This is a genomic window from Hoyosella levis, assembly GCF_026008515.1.
GTDB classification, from domain to species: domain Bacteria; phylum Actinomycetota; class Actinomycetes; order Mycobacteriales; family Mycobacteriaceae; genus Lolliginicoccus; species Lolliginicoccus levis.
The window spans coordinates 39,066-59,068 of sequence record NZ_BQYM01000002.1; the positions used below are offsets into that span (position 1 = coordinate 39,066).

General features: G+C 67.2%; 20 protein-coding genes. 16 read left to right on the top strand and 4 right to left on the bottom strand.

Annotation, left to right across the window (positions count from 1 at the left end):
• The first annotated feature begins 8 nt into the window (after positions 1 to 8).
• Both dprA and QC765_RS02340 read left to right on the top strand, forming a co-directional pair.
• A complete protein-coding gene (gene dprA, locus QC765_RS02335) occupies positions 9 to 1,226 on the top strand; it encodes a DNA-processing protein DprA (protein ID WP_278312818.1) in 1,218 nt (405 codons plus the stop codon).
• A gap of 86 nt (positions 1,227 to 1,312) precedes the next feature.
• Positions 1,313 to 2,371 carry a tyrosine recombinase XerC gene (locus QC765_RS02340; RefSeq protein WP_278312819.1) on the top strand — a complete coding sequence of 353 codons (1,059 nt, stop codon included), beginning with the start codon at positions 1,313 to 1,315 and terminating at the stop codon, positions 2,369 to 2,371.
• 78 nt (positions 2,372 to 2,449) lie between these two features.
• Here QC765_RS02340 and QC765_RS02345 read toward each other — a convergent pair whose 3' ends face one another.
• Positions 2,450 to 3,163 (bottom strand): M23 family metallopeptidase, encoded by a 714-nt coding sequence (locus QC765_RS02345; RefSeq protein WP_278312820.1) that lies wholly within the window; start codon positions 3,161 to 3,163, stop codon positions 2,450 to 2,452.
• A 450-nt stretch (positions 3,164 to 3,613) separates the two neighbouring features.
• Between QC765_RS02345 and rpsB the strand changes: the two genes are divergently transcribed.
• From rpsB to QC765_RS02375, 6 genes are all read left to right on the top strand, one after another.
• Positions 3,614 to 4,546: a 30S ribosomal protein S2 gene (gene rpsB, locus QC765_RS02350; RefSeq protein ID WP_278312821.1), complete on the top strand. Its 933-nt coding sequence runs from the start codon at positions 3,614 to 3,616 to the stop codon at positions 4,544 to 4,546.
• A 105-nt stretch (positions 4,547 to 4,651) separates the two neighbouring features.
• Complete coding sequence (gene tsf, locus QC765_RS02355) at positions 4,652 to 5,476, top strand: translation elongation factor Ts (RefSeq protein WP_278312822.1); 825 nt, start codon at positions 4,652 to 4,654, stop codon at positions 5,474 to 5,476.
• A gap of 133 nt (positions 5,477 to 5,609) precedes the next feature.
• Positions 5,610 to 6,341, top strand: a complete 732-nt coding sequence (gene pyrH, locus QC765_RS02360) for a UMP kinase (RefSeq protein ID WP_278312823.1) — start codon at positions 5,610 to 5,612, stop codon at positions 6,339 to 6,341.
• Between the two features lie 129 nt (positions 6,342 to 6,470).
• On the top strand, positions 6,471 to 7,028 hold the full coding sequence (gene frr / locus QC765_RS02365; protein ID WP_278312824.1) for a ribosome recycling factor: 558 nt from the start codon (positions 6,471 to 6,473) through the stop codon (positions 7,026 to 7,028).
• A gap of 52 nt (positions 7,029 to 7,080) precedes the next feature.
• Entirely contained in the window at positions 7,081 to 7,992 is a 912-nt protein-coding gene (locus tag QC765_RS02370; protein WP_278312825.1) for a phosphatidate cytidylyltransferase, read from the top strand.
• 72 nt (positions 7,993 to 8,064) lie between these two features.
• Positions 8,065 to 8,799 carry a class I SAM-dependent methyltransferase gene (locus tag QC765_RS02375; protein WP_278313111.1) on the top strand — a complete coding sequence of 245 codons (735 nt, stop codon included), beginning with the start codon at positions 8,065 to 8,067 and terminating at the stop codon, positions 8,797 to 8,799.
• A gap of 66 nt (positions 8,800 to 8,865) precedes the next feature.
• On the opposite strand, the gene QC765_RS02380 is transcribed toward QC765_RS02375, so the two are convergent.
• Entirely contained in the window at positions 8,866 to 9,342 is a 477-nt protein-coding gene (locus QC765_RS02380; RefSeq protein WP_278312826.1) for a LapA family protein, read from the bottom strand.
• Between the two features lie 77 nt (positions 9,343 to 9,419).
• Between QC765_RS02380 and rlmN the strand changes: the two genes are divergently transcribed.
• The gene (rlmN, locus tag QC765_RS02385) at positions 9,420 to 10,529 is read left to right on the top strand and encodes a dual-specificity RNA methyltransferase RlmN (RefSeq protein ID WP_278312827.1); all 1,110 of its coding nucleotides are present in this window, start codon (positions 9,420 to 9,422) and stop codon (positions 10,527 to 10,529) included.
• Between the two features lie 211 nt (positions 10,530 to 10,740).
• Here rlmN and QC765_RS02390 read toward each other — a convergent pair whose 3' ends face one another.
• Entirely contained in the window at positions 10,741 to 11,016 is a 276-nt protein-coding gene (locus QC765_RS02390) for a DUF2631 domain-containing protein (RefSeq protein ID WP_278312828.1), read from the bottom strand.
• Between the two features lie 137 nt (positions 11,017 to 11,153).
• On the opposite strand from QC765_RS02390, the gene dxr reads away from it, so the two are divergent.
• The 6 genes from dxr to QC765_RS02420 all read left to right on the top strand — a co-directional run bounded on the left by dxr (position 11,154) and on the right by QC765_RS02420 (position 18,310).
• Positions 11,154 to 12,362 (top strand): 1-deoxy-D-xylulose-5-phosphate reductoisomerase, encoded by a 1,209-nt coding sequence (gene dxr, locus QC765_RS02395; protein WP_278313112.1) that lies wholly within the window; start codon positions 11,154 to 11,156, stop codon positions 12,360 to 12,362.
• Positions 12,359 to 13,612, top strand: a complete 1,254-nt coding sequence (locus QC765_RS02400) for a M50 family metallopeptidase (protein WP_278312829.1) — start codon at positions 12,359 to 12,361, stop codon at positions 13,610 to 13,612. Before dxr ends, QC765_RS02400 begins: the two co-directional genes overlap by 4 nt.
• A gap of 124 nt (positions 13,613 to 13,736) precedes the next feature.
• A complete protein-coding gene (ispG, locus tag QC765_RS02405) occupies positions 13,737 to 14,867 on the top strand; it encodes a flavodoxin-dependent (E)-4-hydroxy-3-methylbut-2-enyl-diphosphate synthase (protein ID WP_278313113.1) in 1,131 nt (376 codons plus the stop codon).
• A 126-nt stretch (positions 14,868 to 14,993) separates the two neighbouring features.
• Complete coding sequence (locus QC765_RS02410) at positions 14,994 to 15,830, top strand: GNAT family N-acetyltransferase (protein WP_278312830.1); 837 nt, start codon at positions 14,994 to 14,996, stop codon at positions 15,828 to 15,830.
• A gap of 51 nt (positions 15,831 to 15,881) precedes the next feature.
• Complete coding sequence (gene map, locus QC765_RS02415; RefSeq protein ID WP_278312831.1) at positions 15,882 to 16,745, top strand: type I methionyl aminopeptidase; 864 nt, start codon at positions 15,882 to 15,884, stop codon at positions 16,743 to 16,745.
• Positions 16,742 to 18,310 (top strand): cobyric acid synthase, encoded by a 1,569-nt coding sequence (locus tag QC765_RS02420; RefSeq protein ID WP_278312832.1) that lies wholly within the window; start codon positions 16,742 to 16,744, stop codon positions 18,308 to 18,310. The genes map and QC765_RS02420 overlap by 4 nt, the downstream gene beginning before the upstream one ends.
• A 15-nt stretch (positions 18,311 to 18,325) precedes the next feature.
• On the opposite strand, the gene QC765_RS02425 is transcribed toward QC765_RS02420, so the two are convergent.
• Positions 18,326 to 18,925: a TetR/AcrR family transcriptional regulator gene (locus QC765_RS02425; RefSeq protein ID WP_278312833.1), complete on the bottom strand. Its 600-nt coding sequence runs from the start codon at positions 18,923 to 18,925 to the stop codon at positions 18,326 to 18,328.
• Positions 18,926 to 19,076: 151 nt separating this feature from the next.
• On the opposite strand from QC765_RS02425, the gene QC765_RS02430 reads away from it, so the two are divergent.
• Complete coding sequence (locus tag QC765_RS02430) at positions 19,077 to 19,991, top strand: diacylglycerol/lipid kinase family protein (RefSeq protein WP_278312834.1); 915 nt, start codon at positions 19,077 to 19,079, stop codon at positions 19,989 to 19,991.
• The last annotated feature ends 12 nt before the right edge of the window (positions 19,992 to 20,003 follow it).

Consider the following 20,003-nt stretch of genomic DNA (forward strand, 5'->3'; position numbering starts at 1 on the left):
AAGAACCCATGCCGTCCCTGAACATTCCACCAAGCGCCAGCACGACGATCCTTCCCGCGGCCACCACGACCCGCACTCCGGAACGAGCCTGGGCATACCTCTCCCGTGTCGCGGAGGGACCATGCTGGGCGCTCCACGAGCTGATCAACCTCGTCGGCCCGATCGACGCGGCCGAGGCCATACGCGCGGGCAAGCTGCCCCCTGCGCTTGATAAGCCGACTCAGGCCCGCCGGGACAAGGACACTTCCGGCGCCGACCTCGAGGCCCTCGCCAGCCACGGCGGGACGCTGCTGACCGCGGACAGCCCGCAATGGCCTGCCTGGCATACGTTGCAGATGCAGAATGATCGAGCTCGCCGTGACGCAGGTGCCGCGCCGCCCATCGCGCTGTGGATACGCGGCCAAGAGGATGTCGGCACACTCCTATCCCGGGGAATCGCCGTCATCGGTACCCGCGCACCCACCGCATACGGCGAGCACTGCACCCGCGATATCGCGCACGAGCTGGCCACGAATGGCTCGACGATCGTCTCCGGCGCTGCTTACGGCATCGATGGATGCGCTCACCGGGCCGCGCTCGCCGCCCACCAGCCGACAGTCGCCATCCTCGCGTGCGGCATCGATCAGGATTATCCCGCTGGGCACGCACGGCTTCTCCAGGGCATCGCCCGACACGGCACAGTGATCAGCGAATACCCGCCGGGGACGAGGCCTGCCCGCTTCCGCTTCCTCGCACGCAACCGGCTCATCGCGGCATTCGCCGAGCACGTCATCATCACTGAGGCCGGGGCGCGCAGCGGCGCCCGCAATACCGCCCGCTGGGCACGGATGTACAACACCCCCGTTCACGCTATGCCGGGCCCCGTCAGCTCGGCTGCCTCGGTGGGATGCCACGAGATGATCCGGAACGGGGAGGCGGTCCTGCTCACGAGAGCTCGCGACGTTTTCGGCGCCCCGATGCTGCCGATGGATTCCGGACCTCCGGCCGCGACGCCACACCTTGCGAGACCGACCGATCACCTCACCCCTGAGCAGCTGCGGGTATTCGACATGCTGCCTATCAAGGGCCACGCCGGGACCGCGCGGATCGGCGCAGACGCAGGTCTGGATGCGAGGACAACCCGGGCCGCGCTCGCGGTCCTCGAGATGCACGGCCAAGCCCGCTGCATCGACGGCGAGTGGCAGCGTTGCAGCTCACGATCCGGCACGCGCCCCACTTCGCAGTGAGGACCGTTTCCCGGCACAGCCGCGAATGCCACGCGCCACGTGCGCGAGTCATTGCCAAGTCAGGCGGCAACGGGCACGCTAGCGGCATGCCAGGAGAGCGCGCGACCGCCGCCGACGACGCCAGCGATACCCCCGGTTCACTGGATTCGCCCTCACTGGAGCCCCCCTCTCTGGATCCCACTCCCGTAGGTTTCGCAGTCGTGCTGGACCAGTTCGCCGAGCATCTCGTCCTGGAGCGGGACCGGTCCGAGCACACCGTCCGCGCCTACCTTGCCGACGTTCGCGCGCTTCTCGACCACGCGGCGGCTCGCGGTTGCACAAGGTTGCGCGATATTGATCTCACCACGGTTCGTGCGTGGCAGTCGGAACAAGCAGCAGACGGACTGGCCCGATCCACGCTCGCCCGGCGCGCCTCCTCGATCAAGGCATTCACCGCCTGGGCTGTCAAGCATGGACACCTTGATTCCGACCCGGCCGCCCGCCTGCAATCACCCCGGCGTCACCGCACCTTGCCGCACATCCTGCGACAGGACCAGGCCGCGACCGCGCTCGATCGGCTCGATGCCAGCAGCCTGCCAGAACCTTCTCCGGACGGTGACGTGGACGGGGACAACCAGGGCCAGTCGTCACCGCGCGAGGCCGCTATCCGTCGCCGGGACCGCCTCATCGTCGAGATCCTCTACTCAACGGGGATACGCGTTAGCGAGTTGTGCGGTCTCGACCTGCGGGACATCGACCAGCGAAGCCGTATCGTGCGCGTGCTGGGCAAGGGACGGAAGGAAAGGATGGTGCCCTATGGGACGCCAGCCCAGCGTGCCCTCGACGAGTGGTTGCGCCTCGGACGGCCCGTGCTCGCCGTGCCACGCTCAGGAAGCGCGCTGCTGCTTGGCGCGCGCGGAGGGCGCCTCAATCCCCGGCAGGCTCGCGAGATCGTGCACACCCTGCTCGCCGAAGCTGGCATGCCCAGCCTCGGGCCCCATGGTCTCCGGCACTCCGCCGCCACCCACCTCCTCGAGGGTGGCGCGGATCTTCGTGTTGTCCAGGAACTGCTCGGCCACGCCAGCCTCTCGACCACGCAGCTCTACACCCAGGTGTCGGTTCGTCGCCTGCGCACCGTCCACGATCAAGCCCATCCCAGGGCTTGAGCCCGTGCAGCTTTGGGCGCCAATGCTTCTAGCCCGAAAGGTCTTGGGCCCCACGGAACCGGTCCCAAGGGCTTGAGTTCAGCTCGATCCGGCGACGGGTTTCAGCCTGACGGTAACCTTTCCAACGAGGAGCAAGGGGTTGAGATATGCCAGCCGGTCCTCGGCGCGGCGGGCTCCCCACTGCAGGCATGCTGCCGCATCGCATCCGGGATGCCCGGGCTCCACGGTTCCGATGACGTTTCCTCCCGTGACCTCGTCACCGGTGCTGACTGTCGCCGCGACCGGCTGGTAGGTCGTGATGAGGCCGCCATCGTGCCGGATCGACACCACGCCTGCCTCTGCCACCGTGCCAGCGAACCACACCGTCCCGCCCGCCGGAGCAACGATGCGTGCCCCAGGCGTGGCAGCAAGATCGACGCCACGGTGGCCCGGGCCGTAGCGATGCGAAGGTGCGATGAAGTGCTTCGCGACGCGGATCGGAGGATCGAGGGGCCATGTGAAACCCAGGCCCGCGAGCTCCTGCGCAGCGTTGCGGTCCCGATCGAGGCTGGGGATGGGGGAGCGGTGACGCTCCAGCGACCCAGTAGCGGGCGTCCCCGTGACGGGTGGCCCAGCGGCGGGTGGCCCAGCGGCGGGTGGCCCAGCGACGGGTGGCCCAGCGGCGGGTGGCCCAGCGGCGGGCGATCCAGAGGCAGTCGCCGCGAGGACGGCGAGCGGCGCGACCGCGGTCGCGAGAACCAGCGCGACCCGGCCAGCGGCGGTGCGGCGGGCGAGAAGGGGATGTCCAGCCATGGATCCCACGATGCCGCGAGCCTCGCGCTGGCACTGATCAGAACGCGGATCTGTGGAAGAACGGGGGAGTATCCACAGGGGGCTCGGCCATGAGCGCGCGACGCTATAGAGGGAGCGCAGCAAGACCAAGGCGTCAGTTGCGTACTTGCGGCCAGCTGGGAGTACACTGCATGGCGGCGCGCTTGCTGCGTGCCACAATTTCGCGTTCTCGAACGCACCTAGATCCGAGCAGTGAACGAGCACGAGCAAATCGTGGTTCACGGACCGCAGCGCGATCGTTGCCTGTTCCTGCCCGGCACTCGAGGAGCCCGGGCCTTCCGGTCCCGCGCATTGCGCGGGTGGAGGCTCGCGACGAGGACCAGGGCGGTCACCAACCCGGTGACTGCACAAACCGGAACACGAGAAAAGGAGCGAGGACTACAGGCCTAGTGCCTGGGTCCGTGAATCGCCATGGCTGTTGTAACAATGAAGCAGCTGCTTGACAGCGGCGTGCACTTCGGTCACCAGACCCGTCGGTGGAACCCCAAGATGAAGCGATTCATCTTCACCGACCGGAACGGCATCTACATCATCGACCTGCGCCAGACCCTGACGTACATCGACACCGCGTACGAGTTCGTCAAGGAGACCGTCGCTCACGGTGGCACCATCCTGTTCGTCGGCACCAAGAAGCAGGCGCAGGAGTCCATCGCGTCCGAGGCCACCCGCGTCGGCATGCCCTACGTCAACCACCGCTGGCTCGGCGGAATGCTGACGAACTTCCAGACCGTCCACAAGCGCCTCCAGCGCCTCAAGGAACTTGAGAGCATGGAGCAGACCGGTGGCTTCGAAGGTCGCACCAAGAAGGAAATCCTCATGCTGACGCGTGAGAAGACCAAGCTTGAGCGCACCCTCGGCGGCATCCGTGACATGGCCAAGGTGCCGAGCGCGGTGTGGATCGTCGACACGAACAAGGAGCACATCGCCGTCGGCGAGGCGCGCAAGCTCAACATCCCTGTTGTGGCGATCCTCGACACCAACTGCGATCCCGATGTCGTTGACTACCCGATCCCGGGCAACGATGACGCGATCCGGTCCGCGGCTCTGCTCACCCGCGTTGTGGCCGCTGCGGCCGCTGACGGCCTCAAGTCCCGCGCCGGTGTGAACACTGGTGCGGAGGAGAAGGCCGAGGGCGAGCCGCTCGCCGACTGGGAGAAGGAACTCCTCGAGTCCGCATCGCCCGCGACCGAGGACGCTCCGGCGACCGAGGCTCCCGCGACTGAGGTTCCGGCGACCGAGGCCCCCGCGGCTGAGGCTCCGGCAACCGAGGAAGCTGCGGCGAGCGAGCCCGCCGCTGCGGAGGCGCCCGCGGAAGCGGCCGCTGACACCTCGTCCGACAACTGAGGTGAAGCGCCAGTCGCGACTACGATCGTGGCTGGCGCTTTCGCTCGGACAGCACAGCACCACACGTTGCATCCCGCATACGCACTAGAGGAGGCTCGCCCCACCATGGCGAATTTCACTGCCGCTGACGTCAAGCGGCTTCGTGAGCTCACCGGCTCCGGCATGATGGACTGCAAGAACGCCCTCAGCGAGACCGACGGCGATTACGACAAGGCCGTCGAGATCCTGCGCATCAAGGGCGCCAAGGACGTTGGCAAGCGCGCCGAGCGCGCGACCGCCGAAGGTCTTGTCGCAGCGGCTGGCGGCGTCATGATCGAGCTCAACAGCGAGACCGATTTTGTTGCCAAGAACGCTGACTTCCAGGCCATCGCCGACGAGATCGTCACTGCGGCCGCCGAGGCGAAGCCCGCGGACCTCGACGCCCTCAAGGCGATCGAGGTCAATGGCCGCACCGTCGACGCTGCCGTGCAGGAGCTCGCAGCCCGGATCGGCGAGAAGATCGAGCTGCGCCGGGTCGTCGCGTTCGACGGACAGGTCCAGACCTACCTGCACAAGCGCAGTGGCGATCTGCCTCCCGGTGTCGGCGTGCTTGTCGAGTACACCGGCGAGGGCGACGCCGCCGCCGAGGCTGCCCGCGAGGCCGCCATGCAGGTAGCGGCGCTCAAGGCGAAGTACGTCACGCGCGACGACGTTCCCGCGGACATCGTCGAGAACGAGCGGCGCATCGCCGAGCAGACCGCGAAGGAAGAGGGCAAGCCCGAGCAGGCCCTCCCCAAGATCGTGGAAGGCCGCGTCAACGGCTTCTTCAAGGACGTCGTGCTCACCGAGCAGGCATACGTGAAGGACAGCAAGAAGTCGGTCAAGGCTCTCCTTGACGAGGCTGGCGCTACCATCACTCGTTTCGTGCGGTTCGAGGTCGGACAGTCCTGACCGGGGGTCCCGGAGGCACGAGCCACAGCGATGAGGCAAGATATGCGGGGTTGCCGCGTGGGCATGACCACGTGGCAACCCCGCATTCGCGTATGAGGCGACATTCACATAGGCACCAGTGACGAGGAGACCCATGGCCGACCAGACACCCGAAGAGCGCCGCCCCTATAAGCGAGTGCTCATCAAGCTTGGTGGAGAAATGTTCGGGGGCGGGCGCATCGGGGTGGATCCGGACGTCGTCCAGCTGGTCGCCGAGCAGGTCGCCGAGATCGTCAAGACGGGCGTGCAGGTGGCGCTCGTCATCGGCGGCGGCAACTTCTTCCGTGGTGCTGAGCTGCAGCAGCGTGGCCTTGATCGGGCCCGGGCCGACTACATGGGCATGCTGGGAACAGTCATGAACTGCCTCGCGCTCCAGGACTTCCTGCAGCAGCAAGGAGTTGACACGCGGGTGCAGACAGCCATCACGATGGGCCAGGTCGCTGAGCCATACATTCCGTTGCGCGCTATCCGTCACCTCGAGAAGGGGCGTGTGGTGATCTTCGGCGCGGGCATGGGGATGCCGTACTTCTCCACCGACACCACCGCGGCGCAGCGTGCCCTGGAGATCGGCGCCGAGGTGGTGCTGATGGCCAAGGCGGTAGATGGTGTCTACACCGCGGATCCCAAGATCGACAGCACTGCGACCATGTTTGACGAGTTGACGCACCGCGAGGCGCTCGAGAAGGGCCTGAAGGTCGCTGATGCGACCGCGTTCAGCCTTTGCATGGACAATGACATGCCGATCATCGTGTTCAACCTGCTGCGCCATGGCAATATCGCTCGTGCTGTGGCTGGAGAGCATGTCGGCACGCTGGTCCGGCCCTAGGCATCCGGCCCTGACTAGCGCCGGGACGCGAGCCCGCGGTCCGGGGGGCCGCGCCCGCTGATGAAGCGAGCGCGGTGAAGCAGCAGCAGTGCAATAGTTATCAACGAAGTGCCACGAGGAAGGTGTGCCGTGATCGACGAAGCAATGTTCGATGCCGAGGAAAAAATGGAGAAGGCGGTGACTGTCGCGAAGGATGAGCTCGGGTCCATCCGGACTGGCCGTGCCAACCCGTCGATGTTCGCCCGCGTGTCCATTGATTACTACGGCGCCCCTACGCCCATCACGCAGCTCGCGAGCATCGCTGTGCCCGAGGCGCGCATGGTCGTCATCAAGCCATATGAGCAATCGCAGCTGAACAACATCGAGACCGCTATCCGCAATTCCGATCTCGGCGTCAACCCCACGAATGATGGCAACATCATCCGTGTGTCGATCCCGCAGCTCACCGAGGAGCGGCGCCGGGAACTGTCGAAGCAGGCCCGCTCGAAGGGCGAGGACTCCAAGGTCGCGATCCGCAACGTGCGGCGCAAGGCCATGGAGGAGCTCGGTCGCATCCAGAAGGATGGCGAGGCCGGCGAGGACGAAGTGGCGCGTGCCGAGAAGGAGATCGACAAGATCACTGCGAAGTACACGAACCAGATCGACGAATTGGTCAAACACAAGGAATCGGAACTTATGGAGGTCTAGCCTCAACCGTGAGTGAATGATCAGTCAAACCGGGCGGGCGAGGAGATATGTAGTGGTCGACGGGCACGAGTCGCACCAGCCAATTGGCGAGCCAGCGGAGCAATCGGCCGCTGCCGCCGAGGAGATCAAGACTTCCCGGGCGGGCCGGAACCTTCCCGCGGCCATCAGTGTCGGCGTCGGTCTTGGTGCCATCATCGTCGCGGTGCTGCTCCTCGCTCCGCGTGGATGGGTCGGTATCGTCGCCGTCGCGGTGGGGCTGGCGATCTGGGAACTGTACAAGCGGCTGCGCCAGCAAGGCGTGTACCTCCCGCTCATACCGCTGGTCGTGGGGGGACCGGCAACCGTGCTCGCGGCGCTGCCCTTCGGGATCACCGGTGTCTTCACTGGCTTCGCGATCACCACGGTCACATGCATGATGTGGTGCCTGCTGCGCAACGGTCTCTCGGGCAAGCCCGAGAACTACGTGCGCGATTCCGCGATCACTCTTTTCGTCGCGACCTGGGTGATCCTCTTCACCAGCGTCGGAGCAATGCTCGTCCTCACCGAGAAGGGTGCTGGCCCCATCTGGGTGCTGATGATCGGCGTGATCTGCTCCGATGTGGGCGGCTACACCGCCGGAGTGCTCTTCGGCAAGCACCCGATGGTGCCGCAGATCAGTCCGAAGAAGTCCTGGGAAGGCTTCGCCGGCTCGATGGCTGCCGGAATCATCGGCAGTATCCTCACTGTCACGTTGATCCTCGGGGAGAACCCGCTGATCGGCGCGCTCATCGGTGCTGCCCTTGTGATATTCGGCACTATCGGAGACCTTATCGAGTCACAGTTCAAGCGTGACCTCGGCATCAAGGACATGGGTACGCTCCTGCCCGGCCACGGCGGACTCATGGATCGGCTCGACTCGCTTGTGGTGGCGGCGGTCGTGCTGTGGGTGTTCGTGATGCTCCTCGGCTACCCGCTGACGGTCTAGCAAGCCCAGCCCAGACCAGCCCAGGTGTCGAGCAACTACAGGTCGAGCAGCGCAGCGGGGGAGAGCCAGGGAATGCTCCGGCGCGGGCGGCGCAAAGGGACCATCACGATCCCCAGCCCCAACATCTGGCACTGGCCAGAGATCTATGAGATCGAGAACGAGGCGCAGGACCACGCGGGAGCGCTGGAGGCGCAGCTCCAGCGCCACGCTCGCTGGCACGGGGCACACATCGTTGACATCGGATGCGGCACAGGCTTCCACCTGCCCCGGTTCAGCGAGCACGCCCGCGCGGTCACCGGCATCGAGCCGCACCCTCCGCTCGTCGAGGCGGCCCGCGCGCGAGCCTCAGCCCTGGGCAACGTGGCTGTTCTCCGCGGCCGGGCCGATGATCTTCCCTTGCCGGACGCCAGTGCCGACATCGTGCACGCGCGCACTGCCTACTTCTTCGGTCCAGGCTGCGAGCCCGGCATCAGGGAAGCATTGCGAGTCCTTGTGCCGGGTGGTTGCTTGCTCATCGTGGACCTCGACGCGACGGCCGGTCGCTACGGCGAATGGATGCGCGCGGACCTGCCCCGCTACGACCCGCAAGCGGTGGAGGCGTTTTTCGATCGCCAGGGCTTCGAGCTCGTGCGGGTCGACACCGAGTGGGCCTTCGGTTCACGCGCGGACCTCGAGGCGGTCCTCGCCATCGAGTTCAGCCCCCGCGTGGCTAGCCTGGCGCGGCATCAGGTCATGGGCACGCGCATGCCCGTGCGATACCGGGTCCACTCGCTCCGCAAGCCGCGGATCCAGAGCGGTGGACCGTAGTGGATCGGAGCACCCGGGGCTGGCGCGCCGGTGCAGGCGCGCCAGCCCCGTGCCCGGGGGATGCGGCTAGCGCAAGCCCTTGCGTGCTTGTCGTCGTAGCTGCATGATCCTGATCCCACCAATGGTGGCGGTGATCAATACGCCCAGGATCGCGGCGCCGAGCAATGCCACGCCGACGGGCATGTCCATCTGCCACACCAGGATGTGGATGGTCTGCGTGTCGAGGTTCTGCAGGATGAATACCAGGAGCACGATCAGCAGTGCCGCGCCGATGATCAGCGAGGTCCACCAGGAGCCAGCGCGGGAATGAGGCAGCGCCTGCTTGGGCTGCTTCTTGCCCGGCTTCTCCTGGTGCGCCGAGGTCGATGACGTCGCAGCGCTCGATGCCGAGGACGTGGTGGTGGGGGTGTCCTTAGCACTCGAAGCGCTCGAGGTGGGCGAGGAGGACTTGGAGCCGGAGCGGTGCGATGATGGCTCCGCTACCGGATCCTGGGAGCGGGAAACCGGCTCCTGCGGTGACGGGTCCGTAGATTTTGATGCCATGTATTGATCATGGCTGATTTGGCCAGCAAGCGCACTAGTTCGGAGTTCCTGGAGATCCGTGGGACACTGGTCTGGTCATGCCTGCGAACATTCCTCTTGTCTTTACCGCACCGCGCCGCGGGATCCCGCCGCGGCACTTCGCCGATCTTGATCCCGCGGAGCGCAAGTCTGCCATCGCGGAGCTGGGCCTGCCGCCCTTCCGCGCTGACCAGATCGCGCGCCACTACTATGGTCGCCTCGATGCGGATCCGCACGCGATGACCGATCTTCCCGCCGCGGCCCGCGCGACCGTGGCCGAGGCCCTGTTCCCGCCGCTGCTCGAACCGGTCCGGCACCTCGCGTGCGATCGCGGGGAGACGCGGAAGACCTTGTGGAAGGCCCACGACGGCACGCTCCTCGAGAGCGTCCTGATGCGCTATCGCGATCGTGCCACGGTGTGCATCTCCAGCCAGGCTGGATGCGGGATGGCCTGCCCGTTCTGCGCGACCGGCCAGGCCGGGCTCGATCGGAACCTCTCCACTGCCGAGATCGTCGATCAGGTGCGGGCCGCAGCGGCCGCGATGCGCGACGGCGAGGTCGGCAGCAGTCCCGGTCGGCTCTCGAACGTCGTTTTCATGGGCATGGGGGAGCCGCTCGCGAACTACAAGCGCGTGCTCGCCGCCGTGCGACGCATCACTGATCCTGCCCCGCGCGGGCTCGGGCTTTCCCAGCGCAATGTGACGGTCTCGACCGTTGGACTGGCCCCGGCCATCCGCAAGCTTGCCGACGAGGGCCTCAGCGTCACGCTCGCGGTGTCGCTGCACACGCCTGACGATGAGCTGCGCGACACTCTCGTTCCCGTGAACAACCGCTGGTCGGTGGCTGAAGTGCTCGAGGCTGCCCGGTACTACGCAGACCAGACCGGGCGCCGTGTCTCGATCGAGTACGCGTTGATCCGCGATATCAACGATCAGCCGTGGCGCGCGGACCTGCTGGGCAAGAAGCTGCACAAGGCGCTGGGGCAGTTCGTGCACGTCAACGTCATCCCGCTGAACCCGACGCCGGGCAGCAAGTGGGATGCGAGCCCGAAGGCGGCCGAGGCCGAGTTCGTGCGGCGGGTGCAGGCGCAGGGCGTGCCGTGCACGGTGCGCGATACCCGTGGCCAGGAGATCGCGGCGGCCTGCGGACAGCTCGCTGCGGAAGGCTGAGGCCCGGATCCGGGTGGTTCGCCACTGACGCGCCACCCTTGGGCAGTGTCAGCTAGCCCTTCGCATAGCTGCCACCCTTGGTCCGCTCCCGTGAGCAAAGCGCATAGCTGCCACCGAGATTTCGGTGGCAGCTATGGGAGATCCGTGGGATCGGTGCGCTATGGGTGTCAGTCGCCCTGGACCCGCACGCGAGTGCAGGCCTCGACCTTCTCTAGCGCCGCTTGGCCTTGCGCGAGTCGATGTTGTACTTGATGAGCAGGATGGCGATGGTGACGCCGGTGCCGATGATGAAGATGTTCTCGACAGCGCCCTCGTGGTTGCCGATGAGGTAGGCGAACACCATGAACGTGAAGAGCCAGCCCACGGCCTGGAACGCGGCGGGGAACTCGCCGTGCCAGCCCCAGCCCACGGAGGGCTCGTCCTGCGGGTCAACCTTTGATCGCGCGATGGCGCGGTCGAGGCCTGGGTCGATTTCTGTGCTGGCCACCGTGATTCCTCCTGATCGCCTGAACGCTCACGCGGCCTGGGCCTGCCCCAGGAACGCGCGGTCCACTGAGCTTATCGTGACACATCGCGCGCGGGGCCATCCGGGAGGGGTTGCTGTCGCGGCACGCGCGGCACGGCATGGTGCGGGGGAGCACGGCCATCGGCGACAATGGCGGGGTGACCTCACCGACTCGTGTTCTTCTCCTTGGCAGCACTGGCTCGATCGGCACGCAGGCCCTGGAGGTGATCGCGGAGAACCCGGGGCGGTTCGAGGTGGTGGGCCTCGCGGCGGGGGGCGGCAACGTGGAGCTGCTGCGACGGCAGATCGTGGCGACGGGCTTGCCGGGGCACCGGGTCGCGGTGGCGTCGGTAGCGGCTGCGGAAAGGCTCGGCGTCGACGGCGTGCGGAGCGGCGAGGGGGCTGTCACGGACCTCGTGGAGTCCGTCGAGGCGGATGTAGTGGTGAACGCTCTGGTGGGCTCGCTGGGCCTGCGGCCGACGCTGGCGGCGCTGGGCACGGGCGCGCGGCTCGCGCTGGCCAACAAGGAATCCCTGGTGGCCGGTGGATCGCTGGTGCTCGGCGCCGCCGCGCCGGGACAGCTCGTACCGGTTGATTCGGAGCATTCAGCAATGGCGCAGTGCTTGCGGTCGGGCACGGGCAGCGAGGTGGACCGAATCGTGCTGACCGCATCGGGCGGGCCGTTCCGCGGCTGGTCGGCCGAGCGGCTCGAGCCGGTGACGCCGGAGCAGGCGGGGGCGCATCCGACGTGGTCGATGGGGCCGATGAACACGCTGAACTCGGCGACCCTGGTGAACAAGGGCCTGGAGCTCATCGAGACGCACCTGCTGTTCGGCGTGCCATACGAGCAGATCGACGTGGTGGTGCATCCGCAGTCGATCGTGCATTCGATGGTCACGTTCGTCGATGGATCCACGATCGCGCAAGCGAGCCCGCCGAGCATGCGGCTGCCGATCGCGCTGGCGCTGGGCTGGCCTGACCGGGTGGCGGGCGCTGCGCCGCGGCTTGATTTCGCGGAGGCCTCGTCGTGGACGTTCGAGCCGCTCGATGATGAGGTCTTTCCGGCGGTGCGTCTCGCGCGCGAGGCCGGGATGGCGGGAGGCTGCTCGACAGCGGTGTATAACGCGGCGAACGAGGAGGCTGCTGCGGCGTTCCTCACTGCGGGTCTGCGTTTTCCCCGGATCGTCCGTATCGTGGAGGAGGTGCTCGCGGCCGCGGACGAATGGTCGGTGGCGCCGTTGACGGTCGAGGATGTGCTCGCCGCGGAGGGCTGGGCCCGTGCCCGTGCCCGTGAGCTCATCGCCCAGGAGGATGTAGCCCGCTCATGATGTTTGCGTTTGGCGTGACCTTGTTCGCGCTCGGCATTGGCTTGTCGATCGCGCTGCACGAGTATGGCCATTTCCTCACTGCCAAGGCGTTCGGCATGAAGGTGCGCCGGTATTTCATCGGATTTGGCCCGACGGTGTTCTCGTGGAGGCGCGGGGAGACGGAGTACGGGCTCAAGGCCATCCCGGCAGGCGGCTTCTGCGACATCGCGGGGATGACGGCTCTCGATGAGCTGGAGCCGGACGAGCATGAGCGGGCCATGTACAAGCAAGCCACTTGGAAGCGCCTGGTGGTGATGCTGGGCGGCCCGATGGGCAACTTTGTGTTCGGCTTCGTGCTGGTGGTGGTGCTGGCGCTGGGCTGGGGCCTGCCAAACCTCATGCTGTCGTCGAGCGCGGTGGTGGGCGAGGTCGGTTGCGTGGCGTCGTCGCAGGAGCCGCCGCGGCAGGACGCGGAGGGCCGGTGGGTGCCGGGAGGTGTCTCGGAATGCTCGGGCACCGGTCCGGCCGAGGAAGCTGGCATCGAGCCGGGGGATCTCATCGTCGCGGTGGATGGACAGCCAGTGGCCGATTTCGGCGAGCTGGTGCGGCTGGTGCAGCCCGCGGAGGGCGTCATCACGGTGACGGTGGAGCGCGGCGAGCAGCGCCTTGACTTCCCCGTGCAGGTGGAGCCCGCGCAGCGCTATGTGATCGAGCCAGGCCAGTCCGTGGAGCAGGCGCGGCCGGAGTCAGTCAGCGCGATCGGTGTCGGAGCAGGACGCTTGGACCCGCCCGAGCCATTGGGCGTGCTGCCGGCGTTCCCCGCCTCCGTCGCGTTCACCGGCGATATGGCGGTGCTCACCTGGGATGCGATGCTAAGGATCCCCGAGCGCATGCCCGCGGTGGTGCGGTCGATCATGGGGGAGGATCGCGATCCGGACACCCCGATCAGCGTGGTCGGCGCGAGCCGCATCGGCGGGGAGGTCGCGGAGCGTGGCCTGTGGGAAGTATTCATCCTGCTGCTCGCGAGCCTGAACTTCTTCATCGGCCTGTTCAACCTGCTGCCGCTGCTTCCGCTCGACGGCGGGCATATCGCGGTCACCATCTACGAGTCGATCCGCAACCGCATCCGGCGCATGATGGGCAAGCCCAACGGCGCCCCGGTCGACTACACCAAGCTGTTGCCGATCACGTTCACCGTGATGCTGCTCGGCGGCGCGGTTATGCTTCTCACCATCACCGCCGACATCGTCAACCCGATCAGATTGTTCTAGTGGCAGGACCTCAGCCACATCCCCTGCCTCTGATGAAGGCCCAGCAGGGGCGCGAGACGTTGAAGGAAGGTTTGTTGTGACAGGCACGAGCTCGGCCGGAACCACCAATGCGATCGGCCTCGGTATGCCCGCGGGCCCGGTCGAGGTCCTTGCGACCCGTCGCCGCACCCGGCAACTCATGGTCGGCTCGGTCGGCGTCGGCAGCGATCACCCGGTCTCGGTGCAGTCGATGACCACCACCAAGACGCATGACGTCAACGCGACCCTGCAGCAGATCGCGGAGCTCACGGCGTCGGGATGCGACATCGTGCGGGTCGCGTGCCCGCGCCAGGAGGATGCGGACGCGCTCGCCGAGATCGCGCGGAAGAGCCAGATCCCCGTGATCGCTGACATCCACTTCCAGCCGCGCTACATCTTCTCCGCGATCGACGCGGGCTGCGCGGCGGTGCGGGTGAACCCGGGCAACATCAAGGAGTTCGATGGTCGCGTCAAGGAGGTAGCGAAGGCTGCTGGCGATGCGGGCATCCCCATCCGCATTGGCGTGAACGCTGGCTCGCTGGACCCGCGCATTCTCGGCAAGTACGGCAAGGCCACGCCGGAGGCGCTCGTCGAATCGGCCCTGTGGGAAGCGGGCCTGTTCGAGGAGCACGGCTTCGGCGACATCAAGATCTCCGTGAAGCACAATGACCCCATCGTGATGGTGCGTGCGTACGAGCTGCTCGCCGAGCAGTGCGACTACCCGTTGCATCTCGGGGTGACCGAGGCTGGCCCGGCCTTCCAGGGGACCATCAAGTCGGCGGTGGCGTTCGGTGCGCTGCTCTCGCGGGGCATCGGCGATACGATCCGCGTGTCGTTGTCCGCGCCTCCCGTGGAGGAGGTCAAGGTCGGCAACCAGATCCTGCAATCGCTGAACCTGCGGCCGCGCAAGCTCGAGATCGTCTCCTGCCCGTCGTGTGGCCGCGCGCAGGTGGATGTGTATACGCTCGCCGACGAGGTCACCGCGGGGCTCGAGGGCATGGATATCCCGCTGCGGGTCGCGGTGATGGGCTGCGTGGTCAACGGGCCCGGCGAGGCACGCGAGGCGGATCTTGGTGTCGCCTCCGGCAATGGCAAGGGCCAGATCTTTGTCAAGGGCAAGGTCATCAAGACTGTTCCCGAGGCGAAGATCGTGGAGACCCTGATCGAGGAAGCGATGCGCATCGCCGAGGAAACCGAGGGGAGCGGCGACGGTGGGCCGGTCGTGACGGTCAGCTGAGGCGCCGATCACGGAGCCGCTGATCGCGGGCGCATCACGGCCCCGGCACGGTCTAGTTTCCCTTTTTTCGTTCTTGCCCCCCAAACGGGGTACCGCTGGACCCCTTTCTCGTGGCAATCTTGAGTTGTGCTGAAGTTGCTGGGTGCCCGTCCCCTGGGGTTGCGTGATACCTCAGCGGTGCTGCGCGCGCTCGACAACGACCCGATCGCAAGCTGCATGGTCGCCGCGCGCATCGAGGAGTTCGGGGTGGATCCGCGGTTCCTGCGTGGCGAGCTCTGGAGCCGGGGCCGGCCCGAGGAATCCCTCTGCTTCTCCGGCGTCAACCTGATTCCGCTGCGCGGCGACGAGACCGACATGCGGTTCTTCGCGGACCGCGCCTGCCGGGGCCCACGCATGTGCTCCTCGCTGGTGGGTCGCGCTGACCTGGTGCTGCCGCTGTGGGAGCAGCTCGAGAGCGAGTGGGGCGCGCCGCGCGAGATCCGCGACGAGCAGCCCATGCTGGCCCTGCCCGGCCCCCCGCGCTGCCAGTCCGATCCCTTCACGCGACGAGCACGCAAGGACGAGCTCGAGCCGTATCTTGATGCCGCCGTGCGCATGTTCATCGAAGAGGTCGGCGTGGATCCCTTGGCCCACGATGGCGGTCGCTCCTATCGCTACCGCATCCAGGGCCTGATCGAGTCAGGCCGGGCATGGGTGCGCTTCGAAGGCGATGAAGTGGTGTTCAAGGCCGAGGTCGGCTCGATGTCGCACCGGGTGGGCCAGATCCACGGCGTATGGGTGCACCCCGACTATCGCGGATGTGGCCTCGGCGCGGCCGGAACAGCAGCGATCGCGCAGTCCATCGCGAGATCCGGGCGCATCGCGAGCCTGTATGTGAACAGCTACAACCGGGCCGCGCGCACGATGTACGCGAAGGTCGGATTCCAGCAGGTCGCCACTTTCGCGACGGTGCTGGTGGACTAGCAGGCACCCTGCTCCTCGCATCGGCACCGCGCGCCCATTACCCTCGTTAGCATGTCGACCCGCACTGCCTTGCAGCCTGGAACCCTCTCGCCGATCCGTGAGGTGCCCGCCTCGATCACCCGCCCCGAGTACGCCTGGCGGAAGACAGCCAAGGAAGGCCATGAGCCGTGGGTGCAGACGCCCGAGGTGATCGAGAAGATGCGGATCGCGGGACGCATCGCCGCCGATTCGATCGTGGAGGCGGGCAAGCTGGTCGAGCCCGGCGTCACCACCGATGCGCTCGATGCCGTCGTGCACGAGTACCTGTGCGACCACGGCGCCTATCCGTCGACGCTGGGCTACCGGGGATTCCAGAAGTCCTGCTGCACCTCGCTCAACGAGGTGATCTGCCACGGCATCCCGGACTCCACGGTGATCGAGGATGGGGACATCGTCAAGATCGACGTGACCGCCTACATCGGTGACGTGCACGGCGATACATGCGTCACGTTCTTCGCTGGCAATGTCTCCGAGGAGCATCGCCTGCTCGTCGAGCGGACCAAGGCGGCGCTGGACCGGGCGATCAAGGCGGTCAAGCCAGGGCGCCAGCTCAACGTGGTGGGGCGGGTCATCGAGTCCTACGCGAGCCGCTTCGGCTACGGGACGGTGCGCGCGTTCACCGGTCACGGCGTCGGCCCGACGTTCCACAACGGCCTCGTGGTGCTGCACTACGACGATCCCACCGTGGAGACCGTGCTCGAGCCGGGCATGACGTTCACGATCGAGCCGATGATCAACCTCGGCGGCATCGAGCATGAGATCTGGAACGACGGCTGGACCGTGGTGACGAAGGATCGCCAGTGGTCGGCGCAGTTCGAACACTCGCTGGTGGTCACCGATACCGGGGCCGAGGTACTGACGCTCCCCTCGGCGTGAGCTCCACGCGTCCCTCGGGGGCGCTGCTGGTCGCGGGAACCACTTCCGATGCGGGCAAGAGCCTGATCGTGGCGGGATTGTGCCGGGCCTGGGCGCGGCAGGGCGTCGCGGTGGCGCCGTTCAAGGCGCAGAACATGTCGAACAATTCGTTCGTCACCCTCGACGGCGGCGAGATTGGCCGGGCGCAGGCGCTGCAGGCGCGGGCGTGCGGTCTCGAGCCCAGCACGCGGTTCAATCCGATCCTGCTCAAGCCGGGGTCTGATCGGCGCTCGCAGCTTGTCATCCATGGCCGCGCCGAGGGAATGGTGATGGCCGGTGACTATGTCGCGCGCCGCGCCTGGTTGCGCGATGTCGCCGCCGAGACGCTGCGCGGCCTGCGCGAGGAGTTCGACATCGTGGTGTGCGAGGGCGCGGGCTCGCCGGCCGAGATGAACCTCCGCCATTCCGATGTGGCGAACATGGGCCTCGCCGAGGCGGCCGGCCTGCCCGTCGTGGTGGTGGGCGACATCGACCGCGGTGGAGTGCTGGCGCACTTCGTGGGCACGCTAGCGGTACTCTCCGCTGCTGACCAGCAACGCCTGGCGGGCTTCATCGTGAACAAGTTCCGTGGTGATCCGGGCTTGCTGCGGCCCGGCCTCGAGGCGGTGGAGCAGCTGACCGGGCGCCCGGTCCTGGGAACGGTGCCGTTCCTGAACGATGTGTGGCTCGACGCGGAGGATTCGCTGGGCAGCCAGGTCGGTCGGGTTGTGGGCATGGCGTTGCCCCCGATCGGTGACGAGTGGTTATCGGTGGCGGCGATCCGGCTGCCGCGGGTGTCGAACGCGACCGATGTGGAGGCATTGGCGTGCGAGCCGGGCGTGGTCGTGCGGTGGGTCGACGATCCCGGTTCGGTGCTGGCCGCGGACCTCGTGGTGCTGCCAGGCAGCAAGGCGACGGTCGATGATCTTCGCTGGCTGCGCGAGCGTGGCCTCGACCGTGCTGTGCAAGCGCGAGCAGCGGCGGGCGGTCCGATCCTGGGCATCTGCGGCGGCTACCAGATGCTAGGAAGCGCAATCGTCGATCCGGTGGAGTCCGGCACCCAGGGTCCGGTGGCGGGGCTAGCACTGCTCGATGTGGTGACCGAGTTCGCGCGGGAGAAGGTGCTCGAGCGCCCCGAGGGGCGCGGCAGCGCGGTAGGGCGGGGCATCGACGTGCGTGGCTACGAGATCCACCACGGTCGGGTAGCGCGCAATAGCGAAGCGCCACTGCTGGACACCGCTGCGGGGGGCGAGGGCAGCGCGAAGGGAGCCTGCTGGGGCACTCATTGGCATGGCCTGCTCGACAATGATGAGTTCCGCCGCGCGTTCCTGCAGGAGGTGGCGCGGTGCCGCGGGATGCGTGGCTTCCGGGTGTCGGCTAGTACCTCGGTGGACGCGGCCCGGGAGGCCCAGCTCGATGCGATCGCGGATGCGGTGGAGCAGGGGATCGGCCTTGCGCGGCTTGAGGCTGTCATGCGGTCGGGCCGCGATAGCGGCGCGGGTCCGGGAGCCTTGCCTGTGCTGGACGCGCGACTGCGGTCGCCCTAGCGCGTGGGCTTGGCCCTAGCTGGGGGCGAGGTAGCGGGCGAGCAGGTCGATCTGCTCGGCGCGGAGGGCGTCGAGCGTCGGTGGGCCTGCCATGATGGGCGCGGAGATAAGCCACGACTGGCAGAGCAGGAGGACGGTGTGGGCCATCGCGGCGGCGTCACCGTCGCGGATCGTGCCGGTGGCCTGTCCTTGGCGGATCATGCGCTCGAAGACCGCGATGCCCCAGTTCTGGGTGCGGCCGCGGCGCTGGATGACATAGGTGAGCATGATCTCCGGATCGACGTCGATGACTTTCGCGAAAAGCGTATTGTCACGGAGCGAGTCGGTTATGGCGAGCAGAGCGGTTGCTAGCTCGCGTGGTGCTCGCGCGGAATGGTGGCTCTCGGTGGCGAGGAGGTCGTCGATGCCGGGGAGGCTTGTCCATTCGCGGGTCATCACGTCGCTCATGAGCCGACGCATGTCGTTCCATTTGCGGTAGATGGACATGCGCGAGACGCCGGCGCGCCGGGCCACATCGGTGAGGGTGGTGCGCTTCCAGCCGACCGCGAGCACGCAGTCGCGCGCGGCGTCGAGGATGGCATCCTCATTGATGGACCTGTGACGACTGATCGACATATGTCACAACGTAACATATCCGACATGTGCGGGATGAGTCTCGCCGAATTTCGCTACGGCAGTGATCCACGCCTCGCGCTGGAGGTATCGACAGGCTCGCTCGCATCCCGCATCATCGTGCGGTGAGACCAACCCAGCAAGGCCCGAAGCCGTGAGCGTCGGCCGCGCGTTCCATTTCTTGGTCAACCGCGACGCTGGCGGCGGCTCCGCCGCCCGAGCAGCCGAGCCGGTGGCGCGCCGGATCCAGGCGGCGGGACACCAGGTGAGGATCACCCGGAGCGCTGGCTCCCAGCATTGTCATGCCCTGTTGCCTGGCTCGGTCGCGCGCGGCGAGATCATCGTCGCGGTCGGCGGGGACGGCATGGTGGGCTCGCTCGCCGGAGCAGTTTCGGACGCGGGGGGCACCCTCGGCATCGTGCCAGCGGGGCGTGGAAACGACCTTGCCCGGCAGCTCGGCATTCCGCGTGCCCCGGCTGCCAGTGCCGACTACTTGCTGCATGGCCGGGCTACGCGCATCGATCTCATCGACGTGACCACTGCACGCGGTGCGGACGTGGTCGCGGGGAGTGTCTATGCGGGGGTGGATTCCCTCGCTTCGGCGCTGGTGGATCGAGCGCCACGCTTCATTCCCGCCGCGCTCCAGTACCACTATGCAGCCATCCGGGCCCTCGCCTCGTTTCCGCCCCGCCAGTACATCGTCGACGTCGATGGTGCTTGCTATCGCTTCCGGGGCTTCACCACGGTCATCGCTAGCTCGGGCTTCTACGGGCGGGGCATGCACATCGCGCCCGGTGCCGACCCCGCGGACGGGAGCCTCGACATCGTGATGGTCTCGGCCGACTCGCGCGCGAGGCTGCTGCGATCGCTGCCCCGCCTCTACCGCGGCGACCACGTAGCGCTTCCCGACGTCACCGTCCTCCGCGGCCGGGACGTGGCGGTGCGGATCGAGGATCCAGGGGAGGAGCTCGAGGCCTGGGGCGATGGGGATCGGCTCGGGGTCCTCCCGCTGCGCGCATCCGTGCGGCCCGCAGCGCTCGAAGTGCTCGTGCCGTGGCCCGCCCAATGATCGGATCGGTGA

Excerpts from the sequence above, each read along its gene's own strand:
- dprA (WP_278312818.1), top strand. The coding sequence starts at position 9 with ATGCCGTCCCTGAACATTCCACCAAGCGCCAGCACGACGATCCTTCCC.
- QC765_RS02340 (WP_278312819.1), top strand. The coding sequence starts at position 1,313 with ATGCCAGGAGAGCGCGCGACCGCCGCCGACGACGCCAGCGATACCCCC.
- QC765_RS02345 (WP_278312820.1), bottom strand. The coding sequence starts at position 3,163 with ATGGCTGGACATCCCCTTCTCGCCCGCCGCACCGCCGCTGGCCGGGTC.
- rpsB (WP_278312821.1), top strand. The coding sequence starts at position 3,614 with ATGGCTGTTGTAACAATGAAGCAGCTGCTTGACAGCGGCGTGCACTTC.
- tsf (WP_278312822.1), top strand. The coding sequence starts at position 4,652 with ATGGCGAATTTCACTGCCGCTGACGTCAAGCGGCTTCGTGAGCTCACC.
- pyrH (WP_278312823.1), top strand. The coding sequence starts at position 5,610 with ATGGCCGACCAGACACCCGAAGAGCGCCGCCCCTATAAGCGAGTGCTC.
- QC765_RS02375 (WP_278313111.1), top strand. The coding sequence starts at position 8,065 with ATGCTCCGGCGCGGGCGGCGCAAAGGGACCATCACGATCCCCAGCCCC.
- QC765_RS02380 (WP_278312826.1), bottom strand. The coding sequence starts at position 9,342 with ATGGCATCAAAATCTACGGACCCGTCACCGCAGGAGCCGGTTTCCCGC.
- rlmN (WP_278312827.1), top strand. The coding sequence starts at position 9,420 with ATGCCTGCGAACATTCCTCTTGTCTTTACCGCACCGCGCCGCGGGATC.
- dxr (WP_278313112.1), top strand. The coding sequence starts at position 11,154 with ATGGTGCGGGGGAGCACGGCCATCGGCGACAATGGCGGGGTGACCTCA.
- QC765_RS02400 (WP_278312829.1), top strand. The coding sequence starts at position 12,359 with ATGATGTTTGCGTTTGGCGTGACCTTGTTCGCGCTCGGCATTGGCTTG.
- ispG (WP_278313113.1), top strand. The coding sequence starts at position 13,737 with ATGCCCGCGGGCCCGGTCGAGGTCCTTGCGACCCGTCGCCGCACCCGG.
- map (WP_278312831.1), top strand. The coding sequence starts at position 15,882 with ATGTCGACCCGCACTGCCTTGCAGCCTGGAACCCTCTCGCCGATCCGT.
- QC765_RS02425 (WP_278312833.1), bottom strand. The coding sequence starts at position 18,925 with ATGTCGATCAGTCGTCACAGGTCCATCAATGAGGATGCCATCCTCGAC.